This window comes from Actinoplanes italicus (assembly GCF_003001815.1).
Taxonomy (GTDB): domain Bacteria; phylum Actinomycetota; class Actinomycetes; order Mycobacteriales; family Micromonosporaceae; genus Actinoplanes; species Actinoplanes italicus.
In genome coordinates this window covers 75,545-102,111 of the sequence record NZ_PVMZ01000004.1, presented here as the reverse complement: position 1 = coordinate 102,111, position 26,567 = coordinate 75,545, and the positions used below count along the sequence as shown (strand labels likewise).

30 protein-coding genes are annotated in these 26,567 nt (G+C 71.4%); 18 read left to right on the top strand and 12 right to left on the bottom strand.

Features of this window, described 5'->3' with window-relative positions; all coding sequences use genetic code 11:
• The first annotated feature begins 36 nt into the window (after window positions 1–36).
• The 3 genes from CLV67_RS11650 to CLV67_RS11640 all read left to right on the top strand — a co-directional run bounded on the left by CLV67_RS11650 (window position 37) and on the right by CLV67_RS11640 (window position 2,932).
• Entirely contained in the window at window positions 37–816 is a 780-nt protein-coding gene (locus tag CLV67_RS11650) for an IclR family transcriptional regulator (protein ID WP_239166062.1), read from the top strand.
• Window positions 813–1,667 carry an SMP-30/gluconolactonase/LRE family protein gene (locus CLV67_RS11645; protein WP_106317367.1) on the top strand — a complete coding sequence of 285 codons (855 nt, stop codon included), beginning with the start codon at window positions 813–815 and terminating at the stop codon, window positions 1,665–1,667. Before CLV67_RS11650 ends, CLV67_RS11645 begins: the two co-directional genes overlap by 4 nt.
• A 116-nt stretch (window positions 1,668–1,783) precedes the next feature.
• Window positions 1,784–2,932, top strand: a complete 1,149-nt coding sequence (locus tag CLV67_RS11640) for an endo-1,4-beta-xylanase (protein ID WP_106317365.1) — start codon at window positions 1,784–1,786, stop codon at window positions 2,930–2,932.
• Between the two features lie 60 nt (window positions 2,933–2,992).
• Here CLV67_RS11640 and CLV67_RS11635 read toward each other — a convergent pair whose 3' ends face one another.
• From CLV67_RS11635 to CLV67_RS11625, 3 genes are all read right to left on the bottom strand, one after another.
• The gene (locus CLV67_RS11635; protein WP_106317363.1) at window positions 2,993–4,981 is read right to left on the bottom strand and encodes an ABC transporter permease; all 1,989 of its coding nucleotides are present in this window, start codon (window positions 4,979–4,981) and stop codon (window positions 2,993–2,995) included.
• On the bottom strand, window positions 4,978–6,408 hold the full coding sequence (locus CLV67_RS11630) for an extracellular solute-binding protein (RefSeq protein ID WP_106317361.1): 1,431 nt from the start codon (window positions 6,406–6,408) through the stop codon (window positions 4,978–4,980). The genes CLV67_RS11635 and CLV67_RS11630 overlap by 4 nt, the downstream gene beginning before the upstream one ends.
• Window positions 6,409–6,514: 106 nt before the next feature.
• Entirely contained in the window at window positions 6,515–7,285 is a 771-nt protein-coding gene (locus tag CLV67_RS11625; RefSeq protein ID WP_106317359.1) for an IclR family transcriptional regulator, read from the bottom strand.
• Window positions 7,286–7,330: 45 nt separating this feature from the next.
• Here CLV67_RS11625 and CLV67_RS11620 point away from each other — a divergent pair, with 45 nt between their 5' ends.
• Window positions 7,331–8,215 carry a fumarylacetoacetate hydrolase family protein gene (locus CLV67_RS11620; protein WP_106317357.1) on the top strand — a complete coding sequence of 295 codons (885 nt, stop codon included), beginning with the start codon at window positions 7,331–7,333 and terminating at the stop codon, window positions 8,213–8,215.
• Here CLV67_RS11620 and CLV67_RS11615 read toward each other — a convergent pair.
• Window positions 8,181–8,891, bottom strand: coding sequence for a CPBP family intramembrane glutamic endopeptidase (locus tag CLV67_RS11615; RefSeq protein ID WP_239166061.1), 711 nt, complete (start codon window positions 8,889–8,891; stop codon window positions 8,181–8,183). The two genes, CLV67_RS11620 and CLV67_RS11615, sit on opposite strands and share 35 nt — an antisense overlap.
• Window positions 8,892–8,961: 70 nt before the next feature.
• On the bottom strand, window positions 8,962–10,110 hold the full coding sequence (locus CLV67_RS11610; RefSeq protein ID WP_106317353.1) for an amidohydrolase family protein: 1,149 nt from the start codon (window positions 10,108–10,110) through the stop codon (window positions 8,962–8,964).
• A gap of 68 nt (window positions 10,111–10,178) precedes the next feature.
• On the opposite strand from CLV67_RS11610, the gene CLV67_RS11605 reads away from it, so the two are divergent.
• From CLV67_RS11605 to CLV67_RS11595, 3 genes are all read left to right on the top strand, one after another.
• The gene (locus tag CLV67_RS11605) at window positions 10,179–10,679 is read left to right on the top strand and encodes a MarR family winged helix-turn-helix transcriptional regulator (RefSeq protein ID WP_106317351.1); all 501 of its coding nucleotides are present in this window, start codon (window positions 10,179–10,181) and stop codon (window positions 10,677–10,679) included.
• Between the two features lie 118 nt (window positions 10,680–10,797).
• Window positions 10,798–11,862, top strand: coding sequence for a hypothetical protein (locus CLV67_RS11600; RefSeq protein ID WP_106317350.1), 1,065 nt, complete (start codon window positions 10,798–10,800; stop codon window positions 11,860–11,862).
• Between the two features lie 20 nt (window positions 11,863–11,882).
• Window positions 11,883–13,055, top strand: coding sequence for a CaiB/BaiF CoA transferase family protein (locus CLV67_RS11595; protein ID WP_106317348.1), 1,173 nt, complete (start codon window positions 11,883–11,885; stop codon window positions 13,053–13,055).
• On the opposite strand, the gene CLV67_RS11590 is transcribed toward CLV67_RS11595, so the two are convergent.
• Entirely contained in the window at window positions 13,052–13,477 is a 426-nt protein-coding gene (locus CLV67_RS11590; RefSeq protein WP_106317346.1) for a DUF732 domain-containing protein, read from the bottom strand. The genes CLV67_RS11595 and CLV67_RS11590 overlap by 4 nt on opposite strands.
• 111 nt (window positions 13,478–13,588) lie before the next feature.
• Between CLV67_RS11590 and CLV67_RS11585 the strand changes: the two genes are divergently transcribed.
• From CLV67_RS11585 to CLV67_RS11560, 6 genes are all read left to right on the top strand, one after another.
• The gene (locus CLV67_RS11585) at window positions 13,589–13,846 is read left to right on the top strand and encodes a hypothetical protein (protein WP_106317344.1); all 258 of its coding nucleotides are present in this window, start codon (window positions 13,589–13,591) and stop codon (window positions 13,844–13,846) included.
• A gap of 128 nt (window positions 13,847–13,974) precedes the next feature.
• A complete protein-coding gene (locus CLV67_RS11580) occupies window positions 13,975–14,733 on the top strand; it encodes a tyrosine-protein phosphatase (protein ID WP_106317342.1) in 759 nt (252 codons plus the stop codon).
• Window positions 14,734–14,748: 15 nt separating this feature from the next.
• Window positions 14,749–14,922, top strand: coding sequence for a CsbD family protein (locus CLV67_RS11575; RefSeq protein ID WP_106317340.1), 174 nt, complete (start codon window positions 14,749–14,751; stop codon window positions 14,920–14,922).
• A 66-nt stretch (window positions 14,923–14,988) separates the two neighbouring features.
• Window positions 14,989–15,687, top strand: a complete 699-nt coding sequence (locus tag CLV67_RS11570) for a hypothetical protein (protein ID WP_146169058.1) — start codon at window positions 14,989–14,991, stop codon at window positions 15,685–15,687.
• 69 nt (window positions 15,688–15,756) lie between these two features.
• Window positions 15,757–16,425, top strand: coding sequence for an AbfB domain-containing protein (locus tag CLV67_RS11565; protein ID WP_106317336.1), 669 nt, complete (start codon window positions 15,757–15,759; stop codon window positions 16,423–16,425).
• A 26-nt stretch (window positions 16,426–16,451) separates the two neighbouring features.
• On the top strand, window positions 16,452–18,665 hold the full coding sequence (locus CLV67_RS11560) for an ATP-binding protein (protein WP_203736885.1): 2,214 nt from the start codon (window positions 16,452–16,454) through the stop codon (window positions 18,663–18,665).
• Here the strand turns inward: CLV67_RS11560 and CLV67_RS11555 are convergent.
• The 3 genes from CLV67_RS11555 to CLV67_RS11545 all read right to left on the bottom strand — a co-directional run bounded on the left by CLV67_RS11555 (window position 18,584) and on the right by CLV67_RS11545 (window position 21,818).
• Window positions 18,584–19,042, bottom strand: a complete 459-nt coding sequence (locus tag CLV67_RS11555) for a response regulator (protein ID WP_106317332.1) — start codon at window positions 19,040–19,042, stop codon at window positions 18,584–18,586. The two genes, CLV67_RS11560 and CLV67_RS11555, sit on opposite strands and share 82 nt — an antisense overlap.
• Window positions 19,035–20,681: a PP2C family protein-serine/threonine phosphatase gene (locus tag CLV67_RS11550; protein ID WP_146169057.1), complete on the bottom strand. Its 1,647-nt coding sequence runs from the start codon at window positions 20,679–20,681 to the stop codon at window positions 19,035–19,037. Before CLV67_RS11550 ends, CLV67_RS11555 begins: the two co-directional genes overlap by 8 nt.
• Before the next feature lie 87 nt (window positions 20,682–20,768).
• Window positions 20,769–21,818, bottom strand: coding sequence for a S1 family peptidase (locus tag CLV67_RS11545; RefSeq protein ID WP_239166060.1), 1,050 nt, complete (start codon window positions 21,816–21,818; stop codon window positions 20,769–20,771).
• A 144-nt stretch (window positions 21,819–21,962) separates the two neighbouring features.
• Between CLV67_RS11545 and CLV67_RS11540 the strand changes: the two genes are divergently transcribed.
• Genes CLV67_RS11540 through CLV67_RS11530 form a run of 3 tightly spaced genes read left to right on the top strand, consistent with a single transcriptional unit; the run spans window position 21,963 to window position 23,426 of the window.
• Complete coding sequence (locus tag CLV67_RS11540; RefSeq protein ID WP_106317326.1) at window positions 21,963–22,382, top strand: nitroreductase family deazaflavin-dependent oxidoreductase; 420 nt, start codon at window positions 21,963–21,965, stop codon at window positions 22,380–22,382.
• Window positions 22,383–22,404: 22 nt separating this feature from the next.
• Window positions 22,405–22,884, top strand: a complete 480-nt coding sequence (locus CLV67_RS11535) for a nucleoside deaminase (protein ID WP_106317324.1) — start codon at window positions 22,405–22,407, stop codon at window positions 22,882–22,884.
• A gap of 50 nt (window positions 22,885–22,934) precedes the next feature.
• Entirely contained in the window at window positions 22,935–23,426 is a 492-nt protein-coding gene (locus CLV67_RS11530) for a hypothetical protein (protein ID WP_106317322.1), read from the top strand.
• Window position 23,427: 1 nt separating this feature from the next.
• Here CLV67_RS11530 and CLV67_RS11525 read toward each other — a convergent pair whose 3' ends face one another.
• Entirely contained in the window at window positions 23,428–24,285 is an 858-nt protein-coding gene (locus CLV67_RS11525; protein ID WP_106317320.1) for an alpha/beta hydrolase, read from the bottom strand.
• Window positions 24,286–24,355: 70 nt separating this feature from the next.
• Between CLV67_RS11525 and CLV67_RS11520 the strand changes: the two genes are divergently transcribed.
• Window positions 24,356–24,694, top strand: a complete 339-nt coding sequence (locus CLV67_RS11520) for a winged helix-turn-helix transcriptional regulator (protein ID WP_106317318.1) — start codon at window positions 24,356–24,358, stop codon at window positions 24,692–24,694.
• On the opposite strand, the gene CLV67_RS11515 is transcribed toward CLV67_RS11520, so the two are convergent.
• On the bottom strand, window positions 24,677–25,120 hold the full coding sequence (locus CLV67_RS11515; RefSeq protein WP_106318148.1) for a PRC-barrel domain-containing protein: 444 nt from the start codon (window positions 25,118–25,120) through the stop codon (window positions 24,677–24,679). The genes CLV67_RS11520 and CLV67_RS11515 overlap by 18 nt on opposite strands.
• Before the next feature lie 60 nt (window positions 25,121–25,180).
• Window positions 25,181–25,861 carry a hypothetical protein gene (locus CLV67_RS11510; protein ID WP_106317316.1) on the bottom strand — a complete coding sequence of 227 codons (681 nt, stop codon included), beginning with the start codon at window positions 25,859–25,861 and terminating at the stop codon, window positions 25,181–25,183.
• 207 nt (window positions 25,862–26,068) lie between these two features.
• On the opposite strand from CLV67_RS11510, the gene CLV67_RS11505 reads away from it, so the two are divergent.
• Window positions 26,069–26,560: a CAP domain-containing protein gene (locus CLV67_RS11505; RefSeq protein WP_239166059.1), complete on the top strand. Its 492-nt coding sequence runs from the start codon at window positions 26,069–26,071 to the stop codon at window positions 26,558–26,560.
• Window positions 26,561–26,567: the final 7 nt, after the last annotated feature.

Here is a 26,567-nt window from a genome sequence, read left to right as displayed (position 1 = left end):
TTCATTTATCGGAACATCGGTCTACGATCCGGAATCGTGACGCTGCAGGACGACGAGACGCCGGACCGGCTGGTCGGCGCCGAGCGGGTCCTGGCGGTGCTGGCCGAGCTGGCCCGGCGCCCCGACGGCATCGGGCTGGAGGAGATGGCCCGCGCGGTCGCCAGCGCCAAGCCGACGGTGCACCGGGCGCTCGCCTCGCTGCGCCGGGCCGGTTTCGCCCATCAGGACGGCTACGGCCGGTACGTACTGGGCGACGAGTTCCTGCGGCTGGCCTTCGCACATCACGAGCGGCGTCCCGACCACATCCGGGTGATGCCGATCCTGCGGGCGCTGTGCGACCGGTACGGCGAGACCGTCCACTACGCCACGCTGGACGGCCGCTGGGTGGTGTACCGGTCGAAGCTGGACCCGGCGGTCGGCGCGGTCCGGCTCAACTCGGTCGTCGGCGGCCGCAACCCGGCCCACTGCACGGCGGTCGGCAAGATGCTGCTCGCCGGCCTGCTGCACGACGAGCAGGCGGTCCGTGACTGGATCGGCGACCGGCCCCTGGACCGGCCGACCGAGCGGTCGGCGAGCGACGCCGGGGAGTTGCACGCCGCGCTCGAACAGGTGCGCGCCGACGGGTACGCCGTCGACGACCAGGAGAACGAGCCCGCGATCAACTGCTTCGCCGTCCCGGCCTACCTGACCTCGCCGACCGTGCCGAGCGGCGCGATCAGCATCAGTGGCCTCGTCTACCGCATGCCGGTCCGCAAGCTCGCCGACGACCTGCCGGCCATCCGCGCCATCGTGGCCGGCGCCACGGAGCTCCGATGATCACGCGATACACCGCCGAGCCGGCAAGCGACAGCGGCTACTTCCTCGGTGAGGGGCCGGTGTGGGATCCGGCGCGCGGGCGGCTGCTCTGGGTCGACATCATGGCGGGCCACGTTCACGAGGGCCGGCTCGGCGACCGCATCGAACCGGTACGGACCTGGTCGTTCGAGCAGAGCGTCGGCGCCGTGGCGGTCACGGAGGGCGGCGATCTGCTGGTCGCCGAACGCGAGACGCTCACCCGGGTGCATTGCGACGGCAGGCGAACACCCGTCGCGCGCGTGCTCCCGGAGGGCTCCCCCGGCCGGTTGAACGACGGTGCCGTCGACCCGTCCGGGCGGTTCCTGATCGGCAGTCTCGGCAACGAGCGGGAGGTGCTGGTCCGCTTCGAGGGCGGCGCCTGCACCACGATCGACGACGACCTGACGCTCTCCAACGGCCTGGCCTGGAGCCCGTCCGGCGACCGGTTCTACAGCGTGGACACGATGTCCCGCACGGTGTACGTGCGCGACTACCCCGCCGGCGAGCGCAGCACCCTGTTCACGGTCGCCGACGGCTATCCGGACGGGCTGTGCGTGGACGCCGCCGGGAACCTGTGGCTCGCCGTCTGGGGCGGCGGCCGGGTCGAGTGCCGCTCGGCGGCCGGTGAGCTGCTCGCGGTCGTCGAGGTGGACGCTCCGCACACCTCCAGCGTTGCCTTCGCCGGTCCCGGCCTGGACACGCTGGTGATCACCACCGCCACCCAGCACCTCTCCCCCGCCGATCTGGCGAAACATCCGCTGTCCGGCCGGCTGTTCACGGCCCGCGTCGCGGCGTCGGGGCTGCCCACCCCGTACTGGATTCCTGCACTTTAGACAGGTTCAAGCACCGCATCTCCGGTCTTGACCGGCCGCTTCCGCGCGCATAGATTCCTGTCAACGCTTCCGGAACAATTCCGAAACTTTCAGTCCTCGCCACAAGGAGTTCCCCCGTGGGTCGTCCCTGGCTCCTCCTCTCCGTCACCAGCGCCGCGGCGCTGCTGGGCGGGCAACTCGCCTTCGTCGGGTCCGCCACGGCGGTCCCCGACCTGGTCGCCGACCGGCCGTCCGCGGCCCCGGCCTATCCGGCCGACTCGCTGCGGGCGCTGGGCGCGCGCACGGGTCTCAAGATCGGCACCGCCGTCAACATGGACCAGCTGGGCAGCAACGAGAAGTACACGCAGATCACCGCCGAGCAGTTCTCCAGCGTCACCGCGGAGAACGTCATGAAGTGGGCCGAGGTGGAGGCCGTCCGCGGCACCTACACCTGGGAGAAGGCCGACCAGATGGTCGCCTTCGCGAAGAAGAACAAGCAGCTGGTACGCGGACACACGCTGCTCTGGCACAACCAGCTGCCGGCCTGGCTGTCCAGTGACGGCTACACCACCACCCTGTCCAACGACGAGGTGAAGGCCGTCCTGAAGAAGCACGTCTTCGCCCAGCTGCGCCACTTCAAGGGCGACGTCTGGCAGTGGGACGTGGTCAACGAGGCGTTCGACGACAACGGACAGCCCCGCGAGACCATCTGGTACAAGGCGTGGGGCGGCACCGGCTACATCGCCGACGTGTTCCGCTGGGCGCACCAGGCCGACCCGAAGGCACTGCTGTTCTACAACGACTACAACCTCGAGTTCACCGGCCCGAAGAGCAACGCGGTGTACGAGCTGGTCAAGTCGCTGAAGGCGCAGCGCGTGCCGATCCACGGCGTCGGCTTCCAGGGGCACCTGTCCACCCAGTACGGCTACCCCGACCTGCAGAGCAACCTGGAGCGCTTCGCCGCGCTGGGTCAGAAGGTCGCACTGACCGAGGTGGACGTCCGCACCTTCACCCAGGCCGACGCCGTCAACACGCCGGTGAACCCGCTCGCCTCGTACGCCCAGGAAAGTTATTGGTCCCGGAGCCTGAAGGCCTGCCTGGCCGTGCGCGCCTGCATCTCGTTCACGCCGTGGGGCTTCGGTGACTCCTACTCGTGGGTGCCGGGCTGGTTCGACGACCCGCAGGAGGGCGCCGCCCTGATCTACGACGAGCAGCTGAACCCCAAGAGCCAGTACTACGTCCTGCAGCAGGATCTGGCGCTGGCCGCCGGCGCTCCGCGCCGCTGAGCGGATGACCGGGCCGGCGCCCGTCCACCCCGCGCCGGCCCGGTTCCCATCCCCTCGAGTTCAGCCCTTGACCGCTCCCGCGGTGAGCCCTTCGGTCAGGAAGCGCTGACCGAAGGCGTACATGACCACCACCGGGATGCTGACCAGCAGCGACGCCGCCGCGAGCTGCCCCTGCGGCACCACGTCCCCGGCGATCATCGACTGCATCCCGACCGGCAGCGTCTTGTACTCGTCCTTGGTGATGAACACGAACGCGAACAGGAACTCGTTCCAGGCGTTGGTCAGCGTGAACAGCGCGACCGCCAGCAGGCCGGGTTTGGCCAGTGGCAGCACCACCCGGCGGAACGCCTGCACGCGGGTGCTGCCGTCGACGAGCGCCGCCTCCTCCAGGTCGACCGGGATCGACGCGAAGTAGCCGGTGAGCAGCCAGGTGGCGAACGGCAGCGTGAACGTCGGGTACGTGATCGCCAGCGACCACAGCGAGTCGGTGAGCCGCGTCTGGATGAGCAGCTGGTACAGCGGGATGAACAGCAGCGCACCCGGCATCACGTACGTGAGCAGCACCGTGACGGTGAAACCCTGCGCGCCGCGGAACTTCAGCCGGGCCAGCGCGTACCCGCCGAGCGCCGCGCAGAGCAGCGCCACCGTGGTGGACGCCGCCGACACCATGAGCGTGTTGAGATACCAGCGGCCGAACGGCTGGTTGGTGAAGAGGGCTCCGAACTGCTCGATCGTCCACGGCGTCGGCCACAGGTCGTTGTCGCGCATGACGACCTGTGTCTCCGATTTGAAGGCCGTCACGAAGATCCAGTACATCGGGCCCAGTACGAAAGCGAGCAGACCGGCCAGTGCCAGGCCGGAGCCCACGCGCGTCACCACCGCGGAGGCGTGCCGCCCCAGCGTCGAGACCACCCGGGCGAACCCGGCCACGATCAGCGCGATCACCGCGAGAACCACCGCGGCCTTCCAGAAGATCTGCGGCGACGCCCAGAACAGCAGGACGGTGAACAGGCCGGTGACGACCCAGGGCGCCGCCGTGCGCGACGGCCCGGTCCACCGTGGCGGCCTGCTGTCGGCGTCCTGACGCAGCAGGCGGACCAGCACGAACACCAGCCCGGCGATGATCGGCAGCATGACCAGGGTGACGGCCGCTCCGGCGCCGTACTGCAGCTGCAGGATCGCCTTCGAATAGGCCACCAGCACGTACGGCGCGGTGACGTCACCCGGGCCGCCCTGGGTGAGCAGCCAGATGAGGTCGAAGTTGTTGAACGTCCAGATCGACGACAGGGTGACCGTCACCGTGATCACGTGACGCAGTCCGGGCAGCGTGACGTGCCGGAACTGCTGCCAGGTGGAGGCGCCGTCGATGGTGGCGGCCTCGTAGTGCTCGGCCGGGATGGCCTTGAGCCCGGCGAGGAAGCAGACGGTGAAGAACGGGACCCCCTTCCACACGTTGACCAGGATCACCGACGGCATGGCCAGCGCCGGGTCGGACAGCCAGCCCGCCGGCCAGCTGTCGACCAGATGCAGGCTCGCCAGCAGCGGGCCGATCCCCGAGTCGGTGAGCAGGGTGTTGACGCTGCCGAAGATCGGGTCGAGCAGGGCGCGCCAGCTGAACGCGGTCACCACCGTCGGCACCACCCACGGCACCAGCAGCAGGCCGGTCAGCAGCGCCCGCCCACGACGCATCCGGTGCAGGAGCAGGGCCGCGGCCAGTCCCAGGACGACCTTGAAGATCTCGGCATAGGCGGTGAAGACGAAGGAGTTCTTCACGCCGGTACGGAACTGCTGGTCCCCGGGCAGCGACAGGTAGTTGTCGAGACCGACGAAGACACTCTCGGCCCCGTGGCGCTCGGTGGTGCTGGTGATCATCGACTGGACGATCGGCAGGAGCACCAGCACGCCGACCAGCACGGCGGTGGGCGCCAGGAACACCACCGCGAGACGCCAGTCGCGGCCGAGCCGCCGCTGGACCGGCGTGAGCGAGCCCGGTCCCGGCGGCGAGGGGGCCGTCGGCGCCGGGGCCGGTGGGGTCCGGACCGAACTCACTGCGGCAGCCCCTGCTGGGAGAAGATCTGCACCATCTTGGCGTGGGCGGCGGTGACCGCCTGCGCCGGAGCAGTCCCCTGCACGACCTGCTGCATCATGTCGGTGAGCACGTAGGCCGCGACCACGGCCTGCTGCCCTGCACTGGCCTTCTGCGGGAAGGACAGGCCGTTCTTGGTGGGCAGCGGCAGCGGCTGCTGGGACATGTTGCGCAGCATCGGGAACGCGGGGTCGCCACTGGCGAAGAACGGGTCGGCGTCCCAGACCTTCTCCCACGCCGGCATCGCCAGGCCCGGCGCCTCCTTCGCCACGCCGACCAGGGCGGGCGCGGTGACCAGGTACTGCGCCACGAGCTTGGCCAGGGCGGGGTTCTTCGCTCCCTTGAAGACCACGAAGCCCTGCGACTGGCCGAGCAGCAGCGACTTGTCGGTGGCCGGGCCGATGCAGTCGGAGAAGACGTGCGTGTTCCCGTACACCGGATTCTTCTTGGTCTTGGAATCGGCGTAGACGCTGAAGCTGTTGCGCGTGTAGCCCAGCACGCCGGCCAGCCAGTTCTCGTTGTTGCTGGTGTCGGTCCAGCTGTCGACGCCGGGCGGGAGCATCGGCTTGTACTTCGGGTTGGTGTAGATGTCGCCGAGGAACGTGACCGCCTGGACCGTCTCGGGCGTGTCGAAGGTGACCTTCTTGCCGTCGTTCGAGGCGATCGCGCCGCCGTAGGAGTTGATCAGCGCCTCGATCATGCCGTTGCCGTCACCGGAGCGGTTGACGGTCATGCCCCAGCCGAACCGCCGCTTGCCCGGGTCGGAGATCGACAGGCAGACGTCGCGCAGCTCCTCCCAGGTGTAGACGTCCTTCGGCGCGATTCCCTTCTCCTGCATCCAGTCCTTGCGCAGGAAGGATCCGATCCCGATGAAGTGGTACGGGATGGCGAACCACTTGCCGTCGAACACGCAGAAGTTCTTGGCCTCGGCGCAGGGCTCGCCGTACTTGGCGGTGAGCGCCGTGACGATGTCGGTCACGTCCTCCAGGTCACCGAGGGCGTGGAACTGCGCGACGAACCGCGAGTCGGTCATGAACGCCAGGTCACGGGCCACCCCGCCCTCGACCTCGGCGTGGATCTTGGCGACCACGTCGCCGGCGTCGGCCTGGACGAGGCTGTTCTCGATCTTCGTGCCGGTGGCGTCGGCGAACTTGCGGATCGAGGCGTCGAGCTGTTCGTTCGCCGCGGTGGAGTAGAGCTTCTGCGACAGCATGCCCATCGCGGAGCCCTTCATCGCCGCCGCGGCATCGATGAGATCCTGTGGAACCTCCGCCACCGCTTTGGGCGGCGAGCTGGAGTCGGCGCCGCACGCGGCCAGACCGGCCGCACCGAGCACCCCCACCCCCATCCCCAGGAATCCGCGCCGGGACCACACCGGATTCTGTTCCATCGCGCTCTCCCTTGTGTTCGAAATTTCGGACGTGGTTCGATATACCGAACCGAGTGGACGCGACGCTAGGACAGAACCGAGAGGGGTGTCAATGTTTTCCGGCCGGTTAACGGCGCTGCGCCTGATATCCCATCCGGGCGGACAAACCGGCCGCGCCGTCGCGCACCAGTTCGGTCCAGACGGGCTGCACCTGCGGGGTCCAGCGGATGATCGGCGCCGAGACGCTCATCGCGGCGACCATGGCTCCCGAATGGTCCCGGACGGCCGCGGCGACACAGCGCATGGCCGAGTCGGACTCACCCATGTCGACCGCGAGCCCCGCGGTCCGGACCTGCTCGAGATGCGCCCGCAGGCGCTCCGGGTCGGTGATGCTCTCCGGCGTCATGCCGGCGAGCGGACCTTTGGTCAGCACGGCGTCGAGCTCGGCCCGGCGCAGGCCGGACAGCAGGATCTTGCCGACCGCCGTGCAGTGGGCCGGGAGACGCCGCCCGACCGCCGACACCATCCGCACCGGGTGCGTACTGTCGACCTTGACCAGGTAGACGACGTCGGCCCCGTCGAGCACCGCCACGTGCACGGCCTCGTCACAGGCCGCGGCCACGTCCCGCGCGACGATCTGCGCCTCGCGGACCAGATCGAGCCGGCCGGCGAACGCGGCGCCGAGCTGGAACAGGGGCATGCCCAGGCGATAGCGCACCGGCTGGCCGGGCACGGGGATCAGGTACGACCGCTCGACGAGCGTGACGAGCAGCTCGTGCACGGTGGTGCGGGGCAGGTCGAGCCGCTCGATCACCTCGCGGGCCGACATCTCCGGCCGGTCCAGGAACAGTTCGAGGATGTCCAGAGCGCGGATGACCGCCGGTACCACACGAGCCACGTCGATTGTTCCTTTCGATCTCACGACAGGTTACTGGAGGGTCACATGCCGATCTCCCTACACCACCTGCGGGCCGGCGAGCGGTCACGCTGGGCAGTGTGCCAGGACGGCCGGTGGACCGGACTCGATCACACACTCGCCGAGCTGCTCGCGCTGCCGCTCGACCGGGCCCGCGCCGCGGTCGAGGCGGCCGCCGGGACGACCGGCCGGGACGTGAGCGCCGGAGAGTCGCTGCCACCGGTCGACCGGCAGGAGGTGTGGGCGGCCGGGGTGACGTACCGGCGCAGCCGGGACGGACGCAGGGAGGAGTCCGGGCACGGCTCGCTCTACGACGACGTCTACGACGGTGAGCGTCCCGAGATCTTCCTGAAGGCGACGCCGTGGCGCGTTGTCGGCGACGGGGACGCGGTGGGGATCCGCGCCGACTCCGGCTGGGACGTGCCCGAGGCCGAGGTGGGCCTGGTGCTCAACGCGGCCGGTGAGCTGTTCGGGTACACCCTCGGCAACGACATGAGCAGCCGGTCGATCGAGGGCGCGAACCCGCTGTACCTGCCGCAGGCCAAGATCTACGACCGGGCCTGCGCGCTGGGCCCGGCGATCGTGCCGAGCTGGACGGCGGGACCGGGGCCGTTCGAGATCGGGTTGCGGGTGCTCCGCGGTGACCGCGAGGTGCACACCGGCACGACGTCCACGTCGGCGATGACCCGCGATTTCGAGGACCTGGCCGGGTGGCTCTTCCGGGCGCTGAGCTTCCCGTCCGGGGTGATCCTGCTGACCGGCACCGGCATCGTGCCGGACGCCGCCTTCACCGTCTGCCCCGGCGACACGATCGAGATCACGTCCCCGGGACTCGGGACCCTGACCAACCACGTCGTCGCGGTCGGGACCGACGGCGTCACGCGATCCGGACGGCTGCCAGACCCGCGGTGATCAGCAGGCCGAGCCCGTTCGTCGCCCAGTGCAGGGCCGCGGCGGCGAGCAGGCTGCCGCTGCGCCGCCGCAGCTCGCACAGCAGCAGACCGGCCAGCGCCGTGAAGCCGACCGCCCCGGCCACCGCGAGGACCTGGCCGGTCAACCCGGTGCCGAGGACCGAACCGACCGCGTCGTTGGCGCGGTTCAGCCTCAGCGACGGCAGGATGTGCCAGAGACCGAACAGCACCGACGAGGTGAGGCTCGCCCAGACGGCGCCGCGGTGCCTGTTGACCAGACCCATCAGCACGCCCCGGAAGGCGACCTCCTCGAGCAGGACCGTGCCGAGCGGCACCACCACGAACGCGGTGACGAGGGCGGCGCTCAGGTGCAGGTGGTAGCGGACGTCGTGGAAGGCGGGCCGGGTCGCCGGGATCGCCGCGCCGATCGCGTAGACGACGGCAACGGCCGCCACGGCGCCGAGCGCGTACTTCAGGCCGGGCAGCAGGGTGTGGCGGGAGAGTCCCAGGTCGTGCCAGCTCAGTCCGGCGCGCCGTCCGAGCAGCACCAGGATCAGCGCGACCAGCGGGCCCGCGACCAGGCCGGTGCCCGACGGGCCGTACTTGTTGGCGATGTTGACGACCGTCAGGATCGCCACGACGGCACCGAGGACGAGGAGCAGGCGGCGGTGGGTCACGAGGAACAGACCCTACCCGGACGGCGGCCCGGAATCCGGATGATGGTGACGGCGTGTGAGGTTCGACTCGCTACGGAAAGAAACGAGCAAATCGCTCGGTGTTGGCTCGTCGGAGTTCGCGCAGGTCAAGGCCGATCAGTTCGCCGTCGCGCTTGACGACCCGGCCGTTGACGATCACGGTGCGTACGTCCCGTACACCCGCGGTGGTGACCACCGCACCGGTGACGCCGGTGTCACCCGGAAGGTGGGCGAACCCGTCGAGGAGCACGAGGTCGGCGGCCCGGCCCGGCTCGATCACTCCGGTCACGCCGCCGAGGCCGATGGCCCGGGCGCTGTCGGAGGTGATGGTCGTGAGCAGGTCGCCGGCCGGGTGCATGCTCCCGGTGTCCATCCGGTGGCTCCGCAGCGTGTCGCGCAACGGCTCGAACAGGTCCGAGGGCGCGTTCACCATGACGTCGGTGCCGAGCCCGGCACGCCCGCCGGCCGCCGCGAACGTGCTCCACGGTGACCGGCCGTGGCCCATGGTGGCCTCGACCACCGGCGTGACCGTCACCCCCGTGCCGGTCTCGGCCAGCAGCTTCGCCTCGCCGGGGGTCATGGCGTTGACGTGCACGACGTGCAGGTGCGGGCCGAGCAGCCCGGCGTCGCGGAACCGCCGGATCTGGTCGCCGCCGCCGGCTGCGTGCACGGTGGCGATGACACCCTCGTCACGGGCGAGGCGGATCTGCCGGGGCGGATCGGCGAAGACCGCGATCGCCGGGGTGACGAGCCCCGCGGTCGCCGGGATCGCTCCGTGGCCGAGGACCGCGCGGATGCCCGCCGTGGCGTAGGCGTCGAGGACCGCGTCGTTGTGCTCGGGCGACGAGATCACGTTGCTGAAGTCCAGGACGGTGGTGATGCCCGCGTCGAGGGCCTCGGCGGCACCGAGCAGGGTGGCGAGCCGGGCGTCCCCGGCGTCCAGAGCCGGCGCGATGCGGCCGAGCACCTCGTCGAGGTAGGCGGGCAGGGTCATGTCCGCGCCGAGACCGCGCAGCGCCGCCTGCCAGACGTGGCGGTGACCGTCGGCCAGGCCCGGCATCACCACCAGACCGGTCGCGTCGATCACCTCCGCGGCCCCGGCGCGCGGGAAGGAGCCGACGGCGGCGATCCGGCCGCCCTCGATCAGGATGTCGCGGCGAGCGCCGTCCAGGAAACGGCCACCGGTGACGAGAAGATCCATTTTCACTCCCAAGAAAGCTTTTCCAAAAGCTAAATGGAAAGCTTTCTCGGCGCAAGTAGGATGGCACGGTGGCCAGAGACGTGGTGGACGAGATCGCCGGAGCGTGGAGCGCCGAGCTGCCGGGGGTGGTCGGCGACGAGCTCGCCGTCAGCAAGCGGGCCGCCCGGGTGTCCGCCCTGCTCAACGCGCCGGTCGAGGCACGGCTGGCCCGGCTCGGGCTGACGAAGGCGGAGTACGACATCCTCGCCGTCCTGCGATCCGCCGGCGACCCCTACCGGCTGCGCCCGTCGGTGCTCACCCAGCGTCTCGCGCTGACCTCCGGCGGCACCAGCAACGTGCTGCGCCGGCTGACCGTGGCCGGGCTGATCGAACGCGACCCCGACCCGGCCGACGCACGCAGCTCCTGGGTACGCCTGTCCCCCACCGGGATAAACAAGGCCGAGGAGGCGGTCCGCGCCGCCAGCGCCGCCCAGTCGGCGCTGCTGCGCGACGTACCGCCCGGGGTGACCCGCGCCGCCATCGACAGTCTTCGCGACCTGCTGCTGGCCCTCGGCGACACCGCGGACTGAACCGGCCCGGGCGTCGCTGACACGCTCGGTCATTGATTCATCGCGGATTTGAACCGTCCACGCTACGTGTCCGTACCTTCCACGGGGAATCACATCGAGGGGTAACCGGGAGACAGGTGTGGAGCGGACAGGCGCCGGAGACGGCCAGCGCCCGAGACTGCGGATCGCCGGGTACGTGTCGGGGCACGCGGAACCGCTGGCCGACGAGGAACCCGCCCCGATCGCCGATCCCGGACCCACGCCGCGACCGCTGCCGATGCGGCTGCCGAACATCTCCGACTACTGGCCCGACACCCCGCAGCGGCTGCGCCGTACGTTCCGGCCGCCGGACGCCGACACCCCGCAACGCCGCCGCGGGCGTTCCGTGCTGCTGACCGGGCTGCTCGCGGGCCTGGTCATCACCGGAACCCTGCTGCTGACCCGCCAGCAGACCGAGCGGCCGCGCAACGACATCGCCGCGCCCCCACCGGTCGTCGCCACGACGGCCCCGGCGACGACCGAGGCCCCCGCGAGCGTCGCCCCCAGCGAGAGCCCCTCGACGGCGCCGACGACGAAGCCCGCGACCACCGCACCGCCACCACCACCGCCGCCCAAGCCACCGGCGGTCACCGAGGCCCGCTTCGAGCTGGTGACCGGCGTCACCGAACTGTCCGTCCGGACCGCCGACCTCGACGGCGCCGCGTTCCGGGTGACCACACCGAAGAACTCCGGCCTCGATGTGGACGCCGACTTCGACGACGGCACCCTGACCGTCAGCGCCGAACCGGACGGCTCCGGCTCCGGCAGCGGCCGCGTCGACGTGGTGCTCGGCAAGGACATCGTGTGGCGGCTGAAGATGGGCGCCGGCGTACACACCGCGTCATTCGACCTCGACGGTGGCGCGGTCCGTGACCTCGACCTGGTCGGCGGGGCACAGACCATCGACCTCGAGCTCGGCCGCCTCGCGGACACCCTGCCGATCCTGATGGCCGGTGGCGTGCACACCTGGCGCATCAGCACGTCCGGCAAGGTCCCGGTGAAGATCGCGCTGGGCAGCGGCGCGGGCGGGATCACCCTCTACGGCGACGACAAGGGCGGCGTGAGCGGCGGCGAGACGATCCGTCGCGGCGACTTCGGCGACGAGCCGGGCCTCGACATCGACGCCGAGGCGGGCATCGGCTTCCTCGACGTCGCCCGCGACTGAGAACCTGTAGCGTCCGGACCGTGACCACTGTCCTGGACGGCCTCCTGGTGGCCGATTTCAGCCGTGTCCTCGCCGGTCCGCTCGCCACCATGACCCTCGCCGACCTGGGCGCCACGGTCGTCAAGGTGGAACGCCCCGGCAGCGGCGACGACACCCGCAGCTGGGGTCCGCCCTGGACGGCAGGCTCATCGGCGTACTTCGACGGGCTCAACCGCGGCAAGTACAGCCTCGCCCTCGACCTGGCCCTCGACGACGACCGGGCCGCCGCCCGGGAACTGGCGGCCCGCGCCGACGTGCTGGTGCACAACCTGCGCCCCGCCGGGATGCGCGGGTTCGGGCTCGACTACGAGTCGGTCGCCGAGACCAACCCGGCCATCGTCTACTGCACGGTCACCGGATTCGGGCCCGGCACCGACCTGCCCGGATACGACTTCCTGGTGCAGGCGGTCGGCGGTCTCATGAGCATCACCGGCGACCCGGGCGGCGAACCCGCCAAGGCCGGGGTGGCCCTCGTCGACGTGCTCACCGCCAAGGACGCCACGATCGCCGTCCTTGCCGCGCTGCACCGCCGGTCCCGTACCGGCCAGGGCGACCACGTGCAGGTCAACCTGCTCTCCAGCCTGCTCGGCAGCCTCGTCAACCAGGCGTCGGCCTACCTGACGACCGGCGTGCCACCGGGCCGGATGGGCAACCGGCACCCGTCGATCGCCCCCTACGAGACACTGCGCTGCGCGGACGGTCCCATCGCGGTGGCCTGCGGCAACGACCGGCAGTTCGCGCGGCTCTGCGCCGAGCTCGGCGTGCCGGCGCTGGCCGGCGACGAGCGGTTCACCGACAACCCGTCGCGCGTCACCCACCGCGACGCCCTGGTCGCCGAGCTCGAGAGTGCGCTCGCCAAGGACACGGCAGCGAACTGGGAGCAGCGCCTGACCACGGCCGGAGTACCGGCCGGGCTGGTCGGCGACATCGGCGACGCCATCGGCCGGGCCGGCGCGTACGGCTTGAAACCGCTCATCACGCTGCTGTCCGGGTCCACCCAGATCCGCCATCCGATCACGTGGACCCGGGCGCCACTGGCGGAACCGGCCTCGCCGCCGGGCCTCGGCGAGCACTCCGCGGCCTTGCGCGCGTGGCTGGCCGATCCGTCCGGCACACCGCTGCCTCCGCCCGCGCCGGGCGGCCGTCCGGTCTAGAACTCGGTGACTCGGGGCGCCTGGCCGGGGCACGACGTGTCGATGGCGAGCTTGATGACCTCGTTCGCGGTGGCGTAGTCGATCGGCACCCCGTCGCGCGAACCCAGCGAACGGGTCGCGTCGACGACGTCCTCGCTCTTGGCGTCCTTGGCCAGCGCGTTGCAGATGACGTCGGCCATGGCCTGGACCTCGTCGTCGCTGCGGCCCTCGCCGAGCTCCGGCAGTTTCTCCCGGACCACGGCCACGAAGGCGTACACCGGCTCCCCGGGCTCCGTCGTGGCGGGTGTGTCCGCGGGCGTGGTGACCGCGGGCCGGGTGGCGGGCGCCGTGGCGTCCTGCTCCGGCACGTTCACGTTGACCGTGCATCCGCTCAGGGCGATGATCGCCGCCATCACGGTCACTGTCGGCCAGCGTCTCGGCATCGTGTTCCCATCTCAAGATCTTCGGTGGTCGGCGAGCCAGAGAGTAGACGACGTACGCCAGCGCGTGGCACAGCCGATCGACGATTTTCAGTGGACCCGTACGGTCGATCCATGGGGCTGAATGACGCGGTCCGCGAGCTGCTCGCCGTGGGCTGCCTCGCCGGGGCGGTCCTCGCCGCGCCGTGGTACATCGCCGCGACGAGGGGCGAGAGGTACGCCGTCACGGAGCTGGAAGTGCTGGTGTGGTCGCCGTGGGGGGACGAGACGTCCTGCGCGATCACCTGGCGGGACGTGCTGCGCATCAAGGGGGTGGGAGATCACCTGGCGCGACGCCGGGACCTGACCGGTCGCGGTGGTCGACGAGGCTGACCGTGGATCAGGACAGCGGCATGCGCCGGATCGCCTGGTGGGCGGCGAGCGCCACGCTGGTCACCACGGTCGCCAGCCGGACGGCGAAGAGCCGGGGCCGCGGCGGCCCGTGACGGTATGGTCCGTCGATGGAGATCGATCGCCACCTGGATTGGGACGGCTGTCTCAACGTCCGGGACCTCGGCGGGCTGCCGACCCGTGACGGCCGGGTCACCCGGCGCGGGGAGGTGGTGCGCGCCGACAGTCTGGACCGGCTCACGCCCGCCGGCTGGGCCGCCCTGCACGCGCACGGTGTCCGGACGGTCGTCGACCTGCGCGAGGCCGACGAGCGTGCCGACGGGATCGTCCGTCCCGCCGGGATCACCGTGGTGACCGTGCCGCTGGACGACAACGACGACAGCGACTTCTGGTACCGGTGCATCGACGACGACATCGACGGCACCCCGCTTTACTACCGGCCGTTCCTGGAGCGCAAGGCCGACCGCTGCGTGGCGGCGGTCCGTGCCGTTGCCCGGGCCGCGCCGGGCGGGGTCGTCGTGCACTGCGGGATCGGGCGTGATCGTACCGGCCTGGTGTCCCTTCTTCTGTTGTCCCTCGCACGTGTGACCCCGGAGGCCGTGGCCGCCGACTACGCGCTCAGCGGGGAGCGGCTGCAACGCTACTTCGCCGACGGCCGCCCGGAACGGGGCGACCCGGTGGTGGAACGCCTGGCCGAGCGCGGGACCACGATCGCGCTGGTGCTCGGCGAGCTGCTCGCCGGATTCGACACCGAGACCCGGCTCATCGAGGCCGGGCTCGGCGACGGCGACGTCACCGCGGTGCGATCCCGGCTCGTCGACGGTTCGCATGCGGAAATCGCGGGTACTGACATAGGCGTACATCCGTGATCTGGAGGTGTCGCGATGTCGTTCGACGACAAGGTGGACAACAAGGCCGAAGAGGTCGGTGGCAAGGTCAAGGAGGGCGTCGGCAAGGCCACCGACGACGAGCGTCTGGAGGCCGAGGGCAAGGCCGACCAACGCGCCTCGAACCTCAAGCAGGCCGGCGAGAAGATCAAGGACGTCTTCAAGTCCTGACAGACCCTGACACGGCCCGGCCACGGCAACCCGCCGTGGCCGGGCCGTCTCACTATGCTGTCCGGCATGCCGCTCCCCGTCGAACTGCAGAAACGCCTGGACACCCCGGAGTTCTGGCGCGCCTATCTGTTCCAGGAGAACCACCTGGAGGATTCGGACGAGGACTGGGACGACGAGGACGTCGAGGACGACACCGAGGACGAGCCGATCGTCGTGGAGATCCCGGTGGGTGGCGGCTACGCCCTGGTCCTCGACATCGGCGGCGAGTTCGACATGGTGGACCTGGGCATGCGCACGCCGGATTCGGCGGAGATCCTGGAGATCGGCTGGGACGACCAGGCGCACCGGCATCCCGACACGCTGCGCTGGGCCGAGCTGGACCTGATCGCCCGCGCCGCTGCGGTCGTCGATCCCACGCTGCGGCATCCGGGTCCGGTCCTGGCCCTGGCCGGCCGGTTCGTGATCCTCGGGCCCGCCGACGACCTGGACGCGATCACTCCGCTGATGGACGCCGCGTACGGCCCGCCGCCACCGGGCGCCGGCTTCTGGCCGCGCACCCGTGACTGGCTGGACCGGGCCGACGGCCGTCCGCACGGCATCGCCTGGCAGCGCAACCCGGACGGCGACTGGGCGGTCGACCAGGCCGGGACCGACAACCCCGGCCGCGACCTGTACAGCGTGCGCCGGTCCGGCAGCGCGTTCCCGTTCGCTGCCTGGCGGCACCTGCTGGCCGCCGCCGAGGCGACGCTCGCGGCGGTCCGCTGACCTGATCCTCGGACCGCTGCCGGCCGCCGGGTAATCTTCGCCTCCGGCAACGAAGGAGAGCTCGCACCGATGACCGATCAGGACCCCTTGCGCCCATCCGGCACCGTCTACGGGCGCGGCGGCCTCGACGTGCGCACCGACGAGCGGGCCGGGCTCCCCAAGGCCATGATCATCGGCGTCGGGGCGGGTGCCGTGGCAGTCCTCGGCCTCGGTTATGCGGCCTGGAGCAGCACCGGCGGCGCCGATTCCGAGCCGGCCGCGGCGGCGACCGCCCCCACCCCGGCGGGCACGCCACAGCCGGACCCCGCCGCCTCGAGCCCGGCGAAGGCGCAGCTCGCCGCCGGTTCCTGGCTGCTGTCCCCGCTCGGCGACCCGGACACCTACCTGACGGTCAACGGCGACAACGCCAAGATGTCACCGGCCGACCCGGCCACGCTGACCGTGCAGGCCGGGCTGGCCGACGACAACTGCTTCTCGTTCCGGCTCGAGGACGGCCGCTACCTGCGTCACTACGACTACCGGCTGCGCTTCGACGCCGCCGAGGACGCCGACCTGTTCCGCGCCGACGCCACGTTCTGCCAGGAGGCGGGCACCGGCGCCGGGACGGTCCGGCTGCGCTCCAAGAACTATCCGGAGTACCTGCTGCACCGCCGCGACGACGACTCGCTCTACATCGACAAGCCCGAGGGCTCCGGTTTCACGGCGGAGAGCTCCTTCATGGTGCAGGCCGCGTCCTGAGCACGCCGGGCTGGCTGCCGGAACGGGTGGCCGCGGCCGAGCGGGCGGCCGGCGGTGGTTTCGACCTGACCGCGTGCGTACGGGAGCCGATCCATCTGCTGGGCGGCGTCCAGTCGTACGGCGCCCTGATCGCCGTCCGGGCCGGGGTGATCGCGGTGACCAGCGCGAACGCCGAGCGGATGCTCGGTGTCACCGATCTGGCCGGCGCCCCGGCGACCGACCTGATCGACGCGGCGCAGCTGGCGGCGCTGGAGGGTCTGGCCGACGCGGACACCGGGCAGAGCGCCATGATGCCGGTGCAGACCATCGGCGGGATCCGATTCGACGTGACCGTGCACCGCTCCGGCGACATGCTGGTGCTGGAGTTCGAGCCCGCCGGGTCGCCCGCGGACTTCGCGACCATCTACACACCCATCCGGCAGGCCCTGACCCGCCTGCAGTCGGCCGGCACCGTGGTGGAGGCGTACCGGGCCGCGGTGCGCGAGGTCCGGGCGATCACCGGGTACGACCGGGTCGTCGCCTACCGGTTCGAGAGCCACGACGGGCCCGGCGAGGTCGTCGCCGAGGACGTGACCGACGAGTGGGAACCGTGGGTGGGCCTGTGGTTCCCGGCCACCGACATCCCGCCGCAGGCCCGCCTCCTCTATGAGCGCAACTGGATCCGGGTGATCGCCGACGTCGACGACACGACCGCCGGCCTGCTGCCACCGGTGCTCCCGGAGACCGGCGAGCCGCTGGACCTGTCGATGTCGGTGCTGCGGACGGTGTCGGAGTTCCACCTGGAGTACCTGCGCAACATCGGCGTCCGGTCGTCGATGTCGGTGTCCCTGCTGTCCGGCGGACGGTTGTGGGGCCTGATCGCCTGCCACGGCCGTGACGTCACCACGCTGGGCCCGCAGGTCCGGGCCGCCTGCGAGTTCTTCGGCGTGGCGCTGTCGCTGCATCTGGCCGCGCTGCGCGAACGCGACAGGGCGGCCGCCCGGGACCGGTCACGGCGGATGATCGCCCGCCTGCTGGAGGGCGCCTCCACGCGAGAACCCGGACCCTGGCCGGTGGATTCGGCCGGGCTGGCCGCGGTGATCGCGTGTGACGCGGTGCTGGTCACCGTCGGCGGGCAGGTCGTGGTCCACGGCATCGACCCGGGCCCGGAGGCGGTGGCCGCACTGCTGGCGGCGCTGCCGGACCTGCCGCCCGGCGAGTTGTGGCACAGCGACCGGCTCGGTGAGGACCTGCCCGCCCTGGCCGGCCTGTCCCCGCGAGTGGCCGGTGCCCTGGTGCTGCCGTCCGGCCCGGACCACGACCGGATCGTCTGGCTGCGTGGTGAGCGCACCGTTTCCCGGCGCTGGGCCGCCGACCCGGCCGAGCCGGTGAAGCTCGGCCCGCACGGCCGGCGGCTCACCCCGCGCGGGTCTACCGCCGTGTTCCTGGCATCGGTGCGGGGCCGCAGCCCTGCCTGGTCGGACAACGACGTGGTGATGGCAGCCGAGCTGGGCCGCGCCGTGGTCGGGATCGCGATGGCCAACGCCCGGCGGCTGTCGGCCCTGAACGTGGAACTGACACGCAGCAACGTGGATCTGGACTCGTTCGCGCACGCGGCCGCGCACGATCTGAAGGAACCGCTGCGAGGCATCGCGAACACGGCCACGTTCATCGCCGAGGACGCCGAGGGCCTGGACCCGGTGACGTCGCGCCGGCTGGCGTCGATCCAGCGGCTGGCCGGGCGGATGGACGAGCTGCTCAACGCGCTGCTCTACTATTCGCGGCTCGGGCGTACCGAACCGTTGCGGGAACCGCTCGACCTGCGGGCAGCGGTGACCCGGGCCCTCGATGTCGCCGGACCGCGGTTACGGGAGGCGGACGTCACGGTCGAGCTGCCCGAAGCGGGGGCCGCCGTGTCGGCGGACCCGGTGATGTTCGAACAGGTGCTGGTCAACCTGCTGGTGAACGCGGCCAAGTACGCCCGGCCGGACGGCCCGCGCAGCGTGACGGTGACCGGCGGACCGGACCTGGTCGTCCGCGACAACGGCATCGGCATGCCGGCGCACCTGCGCGAGCAGGCCTTCCAGCTGTTCCGGCGGCTGCATCCGGCGGCCGGCGGGCACGACGGATCCGGCGCCGGGCTGGCGATCGTACGCCGGATCGTCGAGCGGCACGGCGGTCAGGTCTGGGCCGAGGACTCCCCGGGCGGGGGCACCACCATCCGGGCGACGTTCCCGGACCGGGGCCGCGACCTCCAGTAGTCCAGGGTCTGGCTCAGCACGCTCTGGAACAGGGAGAAGTTGAGCGGCTTGAAGATGTAGCTGTCCGCCCCGGCGGCGTTGCAGGCGTCCGTCTCGGCCTGGTCCTCCGACGAGCTGAACACGACGATCGTCAGGTCGTCGAGGGTCCGGTCGGCCCGCGCCCGGCGGAGCACGTCGATCCCGCTCTCACCCGGCATGTTCAGGTCGAGCAGCATCAGCCACGGCCGTACCGGTCCCGGCTCCGCCAGACGCGCCAGCACCTCGGCCCCGGAACGGAAGAACTCCGGGCGCAGCCGCGGGTGGGAGCGGCTGATCGCCCGCTCGATCGCCTCGACGTCCTCGTCGGTGTCCTCGACCACGAAGATCAGGTCATTCATGCCGTTCGCCTCGTTCGCAGTTACCGGCCCGGATCGCCAGGACGGCGATGTCGTCGGTGCGTGCCCCGCCGAAGGCGGCGGAGGCGGCGGCCAGTTCCCGCACCAGTTCGTCGATCGGACGTCCCCGCAGGCGGTCCAGAGCCTCGTCGAGGGCGTGGTCCTCGAACATGACACCGTCCGGGCCGCGGCTCTCGGTCAGCCCGTCGGTGAAGATGATCAGGGTGTCGCCGGGCGCCAGGACCAGTCGTGACCCGGCGATCGACGGCAGGGCCAGCACACCCAGCGGCGCGCCGCCGCCGTCGCCCCGCTCCGGAGGACCGGCGTGCCGCAGCACGACCGGCGCCGGGTGCCCGGCCGAAACCCAGTCGACGACGACGCCACCGGCCGAGAGCCGCATCGAGGCCACCCCTGCCGTCACGAAGCGCCACGAGCCGTCCAGGCGCAGCCGCGCGTTCAGCCGGGTCATGGCCCTGGCCGGGGTGGCGCCCTCCTGCAGCAGGGCGGCCAGGGTGTGCCGGGCCATCCCGGTGAGGGCCGCGGCCTCGACGCCGCGGCCGCAGACGTCGCCGATCAGCGCGGCGGCGCTGCCGTCCGCGGCGGCCACCACGTCGTAGAAGTCGCCACCCACCTCGATGATCCGATCGCCGACCAGATAAGCGGCGGCCGCCTCCAGCCCGTCGATCTCGGGCAGCCGGGTCGGCAGCAGGTGCTGCTGCATCGTCACGACGTCACGGCGGCGACGTTCGTACCGGCTGCCGTTGTCGATGGCCAGCGCGGCCCGGGCGGCGAGATCGCGCAGGAACGCCACCGGGGGAATCGCCGCGTCGTCGCGGTCGAAGAGGAACACCATGACGCCCACCACCTCACCACGGGCCCGCAGCGGCTGGACGTCGGCGGCCCGGGTCGCCAGCAGCGCGGCGTCGGCCGGCAGCCCCACGCCCTTGAGCGCCCCGTCCACCAGCTCGGTGAGGTGGGCGGTCACCGCCGGGTCGCCGAGCAGGCCGGACAGCCGGCGCATGTCGACGTGCACGGAACTGCGCAGGTGCGGACGACCGTCCTCGACGACGTAGACAAGACAGCCCTCGGCGATGGCCGGGACCGCCATCCGCGGAATCCGCCGCAACGTCTGTGTGGTGTCGAGAACCGCGTCCATCTGCAGCGACGCCTCGGCGAGCAGTGCGTCGCGGGTCTGCTGGGCGTGCTCGGCGCGGCGCTGGCCGAGCTGGCGGATCGCCTCCCGCGTCACCTCGATCACCTGTCCGAGGCAGGTACGGATCACCGGCACGTCGGCGGTCTCGTCGACGGCCACGAGAATGGTGCCCGCGGCCTCACCGTCGAGATCGAACCGGTCCCGGAGGACCTGGGCGAAGCCGAGTCCGGCCAGGCCGGGCGGGGTCAGCCCGGCCGCGGCGGCGCGGGCCAGATCACGGCGCTCACCCTCCAGCGGCACACCGGTCCAGCGATACTCCAGGACGCTGTCGTCGGCGGCGTGCCGGAGGCCCCACACGGCGACGACACCGGGCAGCGCCTGCAGCGGCGGCAGGATCAGCTGGGCCAGGTCGTCGCGGGCGGTGATGTGACTGACGGAGCTCCACATCCGGTGCAGGGCAGCGGCCCACCCGGCATCGGATTCCCGCACCTGTCCCCTCCGATTCCCCGGTGCCCGCCACCGGCCAGCCAGTGCTCCTGTTCCCACCGGGGGCGGCAACGAACCGTCGCGATCACGTTACGGGCGGCGGCGCCTCGCCGGTGATGCGGGTGGGACCCGCCGGCCGCCGGAGGACTCCGCACGCCGGTGATGGCCGCCGCCGCGACGGCCGCGGCGGCGTCCGGTCGCGAGCAGGACCGCCACGAATCCCACGGCCACGGCGGGCACGGTGACGAGCAGGACGGGCGAGAGACCGGTGGTGGCCGAGGCAGGCGTGCGGGGTGCGGCCTGTGCGGACGCCTCCGGCGCGGTGGTCGTACGCCCGGAGCCCTTCCCCGCCTTCGACGGTGCCGGCGCGGCTGCCAGATCGTCTTTGATCACCGACCGGACCCACGGGGCGATGGCGTCGACCCGGGTGGCGATGTCCGGCCCCGTGTGCGGGCAGTCCGGGCCGCGGCTGACCACGCCGATCAGGGTCGCCGTGCCGCCGCTCTCGGTGAAGTAGGGCCCGCCGGAGTCGCGTTCGCACGGGCTGGTGTTGCTGCGCGGCGCGATCCCGGACAGCCCCATCTCGGTGGCGGCGACCGAGGTCACCTCGAAACGTCCGGTGCGCAGCCGGTCGGGCGTCTTCGTGGCGCCGGGGCTCGTGAAGCCGTACCCCACGAGTCTGGCCCTCTGCCCGTCGGCGGGTTTCGACCGGTTGAGCCGCAGCGGCGCGATCGCGGTGACGCCCCGGTCGAGGCGCACCAGGGCCACGTCGGCCTCGCCGTGCTGCACCACCTCGGCCACGTTCGCGGTGTACCCGGCCTTGCCGGTTAGATCGGCACGCCCGACGGTGACGATGTTGCGGGCGGCGACGGTGTGCGACACCCGGTTGCCGTCCAGGTCACGGAAGCAGTGCGCCGCGGTGATCACCCAGTGCGGCGAGATGAGCCCGCCCGAGCAGGAGCTGTCCCGCGTCCCGCCGTCGGCGGTGGGGATGCCCAACGTGGTGATCTTGACAGCGAACGGGTACCGGCCGTCCGGCACGACCTCGCCGTTCGCGATCGCCGACGCAGGCGGCGCCACCCCGCCCACCACTGCGATCAGGGCGGCCAGGACAGCGAGGATGTTGCATATCCGTCTCAACGGGTCCGGAGCGTAAACGATCGCCGCAACCCCGCGCATCTGTCGATCTCCCTCCCGCGGCCTACCTGACTTAACGGCTCCCGGCGTGCTGGCGGTTGCATCCCGGTCCGACGCGGCATGATGAAGGTGAGGACGGGAGATCAGATGAGCGACTGGAACGAGAAGGTTATCGAGGAGTTCCGGGCCAACGAGGGCCGCGTCGGCGGCCCGTTCGCCGGTGCGCCGATGGTGCTGGTCCACCACCGCGGCCGGCGCTCCGGCCGGGACATGGTGAGCCCGATGATGTACCTGCCGCATGACACCGACGACGACGTCATCTACGTGATCGCGTCCAAGGGCGGCGCGCCGGACCACCCCGGCTGGTACCACAACCTGACTTCGGCCGGCGCCGGGACCGTCGAACGCGGCACCGAGACCTATCCGGTGACCGTCCGCGACCTGGCCGGGGAGGAGCGCGACCGGATCTTCGCCGAGCAGGCCCGCCGGTACCCGGGGTTCGCCGGTTACGCGGAGAAGACCGCCGGAATCCGGACCATTCCGGTCCTCGAGTTGAGCCGCGCGTGACAGAACCGGATATTTTGTCCGCATGACGATCACCGATGACGATCTCACCCATCTGCGGCGCTGCGTCGACCTGGCGCGCGAGGCGCTGGCCGACGGTGACGAGCCGTTCGGTTCGGTGCTGGTCGGCGCGGACGGCAAGGTGCTGTTCGAGGACCGCAACCGGGTCCGTGACGGCGACCAGACCCGGCATCCCGAGTTCGAGATCTCGCGCTGGGCGGCACGTAACCTGACGCCCGGCGAGCGCGCCGCGGCGACCGTCTACACCTCCGGCGAGCACTGCCCCATGTGCGCGGCCAGCCACGGCTGGGTGGGTCTGGGCCGGATCGTCTACGCGGCCTCCGGCGCCCAGCTGGTCGCCTGGCTCACCGAGTGGGGTGTGCCGGCCGGGCCGGTCGCGCCGCTGCCGATCACCGCGGTCGTGCCCGGCGCGGTCACCGAGGGCCCGGTGCCGGTCTTCGAGGCTGAGCTGCGCGACCTGCACGGCGGACGTTTCCGCAGGTGAACACGCTGACCCCCAGGTTGCGGTCATGATGACTGCAGGGGGTGTGCGTCATGAGGATCACGAGATGCCTGGCGGCTGCGGTGCTGGCGGCGGCCGGTGCGGCGGCGCTGACCGGGTCGCCCGCGTGGGCGGACAATTCGTGCAGTGAGCCGCAGGAGATCGAGTTCGAGACGCCGGGGTACAACACCGATCTGCGGGTACGGATCTGCCTGTACCACGGGTCGCCGACGCGTGGTGCGTACGCGAACGTGTCGTGGGGCAACGGCGGCGACGCGACGGCCGACGGGCGGCGCAAGTTCGACGAGCTGGTGATCCATTACGAGCTGCGGCAGAACACCGGCGTGATGGCGCACGGGCAGTGTGACCTGGCGACCCGGGTGAACAGCGACGAGGACGACGTGTTCACGTGCGAGAGCGCGTACCGCGAGTCGTCGACCAAGGGCGGCTGGCACGCCATCGGCTACATCATCTACAACGTGGACCGGGACGGGGCCGGGCAGATGCGGATCGACCTGTCCGGCTCCCCCACCGTCGAGGACTGACTCAGCTCAGGTGCTCGTCGAGGAAGGCGGCCGTCTCGTCGGCGGCCCGGGTGACGTGTGGCTCGACGTCGTACAGGTCGATGTGCTGCCCGGCGTCCAGCCAGGTGATCCGCTTGGGTCCGGCCGCCTGCTCGTGCAGGGCCTCGGCGAGTCCGGGTGAGCAGTAGTCGTCCTTGCGGCCGTGAACCACGAGCAGCGGTGTCGCGCCCAGCAGCGGCGCGGCGCCGAGCGCGTCGAACGTCATCAGGGCGTGCAGCGAACCGTAGGTGACCCGGTTCTCCCAGGTCGCGGCCTCGGAACGGCCGGTGCCGTAGTAGGCGTACGGCTCGTCGCCGCCCATCGCCGCGGGCGCGCCACCGGCCGCGACCGCGGGCAGTTCCTCGTCCCAGCGCTCGATGAACGACGTCAGCGCACCGCGGTAGCCGTCCGGATCGCCGGCGGCGAACCGGGCGGGGCTGTTGTAGGCGCCCGCGATCCCGGCGACGGCCCGGATTCGCGGGTCGCCGGCCGCGGCCCGCACCGCGTACCCGCCGCCGAGACAGATCCCCACGGCGCCGATCCGGGCGGCGTCGACGGCCGGGTGCGCCGCCAGTGTGCTGACCGCGGCTCGCAGATCGGCGAGTTTGCCCTGGCTGTCCTCGTGCGCGCGCCGTCCGCCGCTGGCGCCGAACCCGCGGTGGTCGAATGCGAGGGTGGTGATGCCGCGCTCGTGCAGCCGGGTCGCGTACCCGCCGGTGACCTGTTCCTTGACCCCGGTGAACGGTCCGGTGAGCACGACCGCGGGAGCACCGTCCCCGGCCACGCGAAGGTCGCCGGCGAGGCTGATCCCGTCGGCGGAGAAGGTGATGTGTGTCAGCATGCCCCGACGCTAGGCTGAAGCCCGCTGACCGGACAGAAGGCACTTCGAGGTGCCCTTCGGGAGGACGCTGATGGCGCTGATCATTCCGGACGTGCTGGAGGAGAGCTGCGCCACCCGGCAGGCCCTCGAGCGGCTCGCGTCGAAGTGGCGGGTGCTGATCATCTACGCCCTGATGGCCGGGCCGCAGCGCCACGCCGAGTTGCGCCGCCGGGTCGCCGGCATCACCCAGAAGGTGCTGACCGCGACACTGCGCGACATGGAGAGCGACGGGCTCGTACAACGGCGGGTCCTCAAGGAGGACCCGCCGCAGCACGTCGAATATTCGCTCACGGCCCTGGGCAAGACCCTGCAGGAGCCGCTCGCCGCCATCTGTGACTGGGCGCTCGCCCGGTCAGCGGATCGGCGGTAGCCCGGGGCCGCCGGTCAGGCCGGTCAGACCCGGATACAACGACCCCGGCGCGTACGGCGGGATCTGCCCGTAGTGTCCGTAGATCTGCTCGTAGTAGGCCCGCTCACCGACCAGGTCGGGGTCGTATTTCGGTCCCCCGGCCACATGGTCCTTGGACGAGCCGACGTACACCGTGTCGGCGGTGAGCCGCACGATGGCCTCCACCGGGACGAACGAGGCCTGCGCCCCGAACCCGAGTATGCCGCCGTGCTCGACCCGCAGGAACCGCACATGGTTGGTCTCGGTCTCGATCAGCAGATCCGCGACGGTGCCGATCTTCTCGCCGCCGCTGTCGACGACCGAGCGGCCCCGGACGTCGTCGGCGGGGTCCGCCACCAGTTGCCTGGTGTCGCTCAGCGCCGCCAGCGTGCCGAAAGTCTCCTCCATCAACGCCACCTCCTCCATCGTTCGCATACCCGGCGAGGCGGACTTTCACTCCACGGAGGGTCAGCAGGGGGCGACCGTGACCACCGGGGTGTACCGCTCCTCGCTGGTCTCACCGTCGGAGGCGTTGAAGACGACCCGGCCGGAGCCGTGGGCGGGCCCGACCAGCCAGCGGTGGGTGCCGCCGGTGGCCGAGACGTACGGCCGGACCCCGTCGACCTCCCGCCACGACCATGCGGTGCCGGTCGACTGGTAGAGCAGATCGTTCTCGATCATGTAGTCGGCGCCGAACCCACCCTCGATCTCGAGCACGTCGAAGCCGGTGGCCGGGTTGCGGTCGGTGTCGATGAAGACGTGCAGGTAGCCGGCCTGCTCGGTGAACGTGGCCGTGAAGGTCACCCCGGCCGGGGCCGAGCAGGCCGAGTAGGCGGTGATCAGGCCGGCGGCGTCGGCCGCGGTCCGCGATGGCACCGGGGCGGCCGGGCGGTTGGTGCGGCGCGACGGCGCGGGCCGGAAGATCGATGAGAACGGCCCGGCCGGGGTCGCGCTCGGGGACGGCTTCTCGAACGAGGGCGGCAGGACGGGCGGAAACCCCTCGGCCACGGGCACACGCGGGATCGCCGGCTCACCGGGGCCGTCGACGACCCGGTGGATCAGGCCACCGGCGACGGCCGCGACGACGATCCCCGCGGTGAGCACCCACCAGAGCCGCCGGCTACCGCTCCGGACGCCCTCAACACCCACGGTAACTCCAAATTGTCTTAATTAATATTTGGTGTCCGGTGGCACCGTACACGGACAGTGCTCAGGGTCGATGTATGGGGCTCTGGGACCGCGCAACCGGACAGAGACCGTCACGCACCGTGTTGGCCATCACCGCTGGCGGGAGCGGGCCGAATCAACCGGTGAGCCCACGAGAACGCGGGTCACGTACACCGAAAGGGTCTGCTCTTGCGCCAGCTTCTTCGCCGCCTCGCCGTCGCCGCCCTCCTCGCCCCCGCCGCCGCCGGCGCCATGACGATGATCGCGTCCCCGGCCGAAGCCGCACCGGCGAAGGCTTCCGAGCAGGCGCTGCAGACCGAGGTCAACCGCCTGGTGAACATCGAGCGCTCCAGGGGCGGCTGCTCGGTCCTGAAGGTGAACGCCGCGCTCACCAAGGCCGCCCGCGGCCACAGCGCGTGGATGGCGCAGACCGGCAAGTTCTCGCACGTCGGCAAGGGTGGTTCGAGCTTCACGACGCGCAGCAAGGCGGCCGGCTACACCAAGGCGTCGGGTGAGAACATCGCGTGGGGTTACCGCACCGCGGCCACGGTCGTGGACGGCTGGATGAAGAGCCCCGGCCACCGCCGTAACATTCTGAACTGCAAGTCCAAGGCCGTCGGCGTCGGCGTCGTCCAAGCCGCGAACGGCACCCCGTACTACACCCAGAACTTCGGGTTCTGACGGTGAA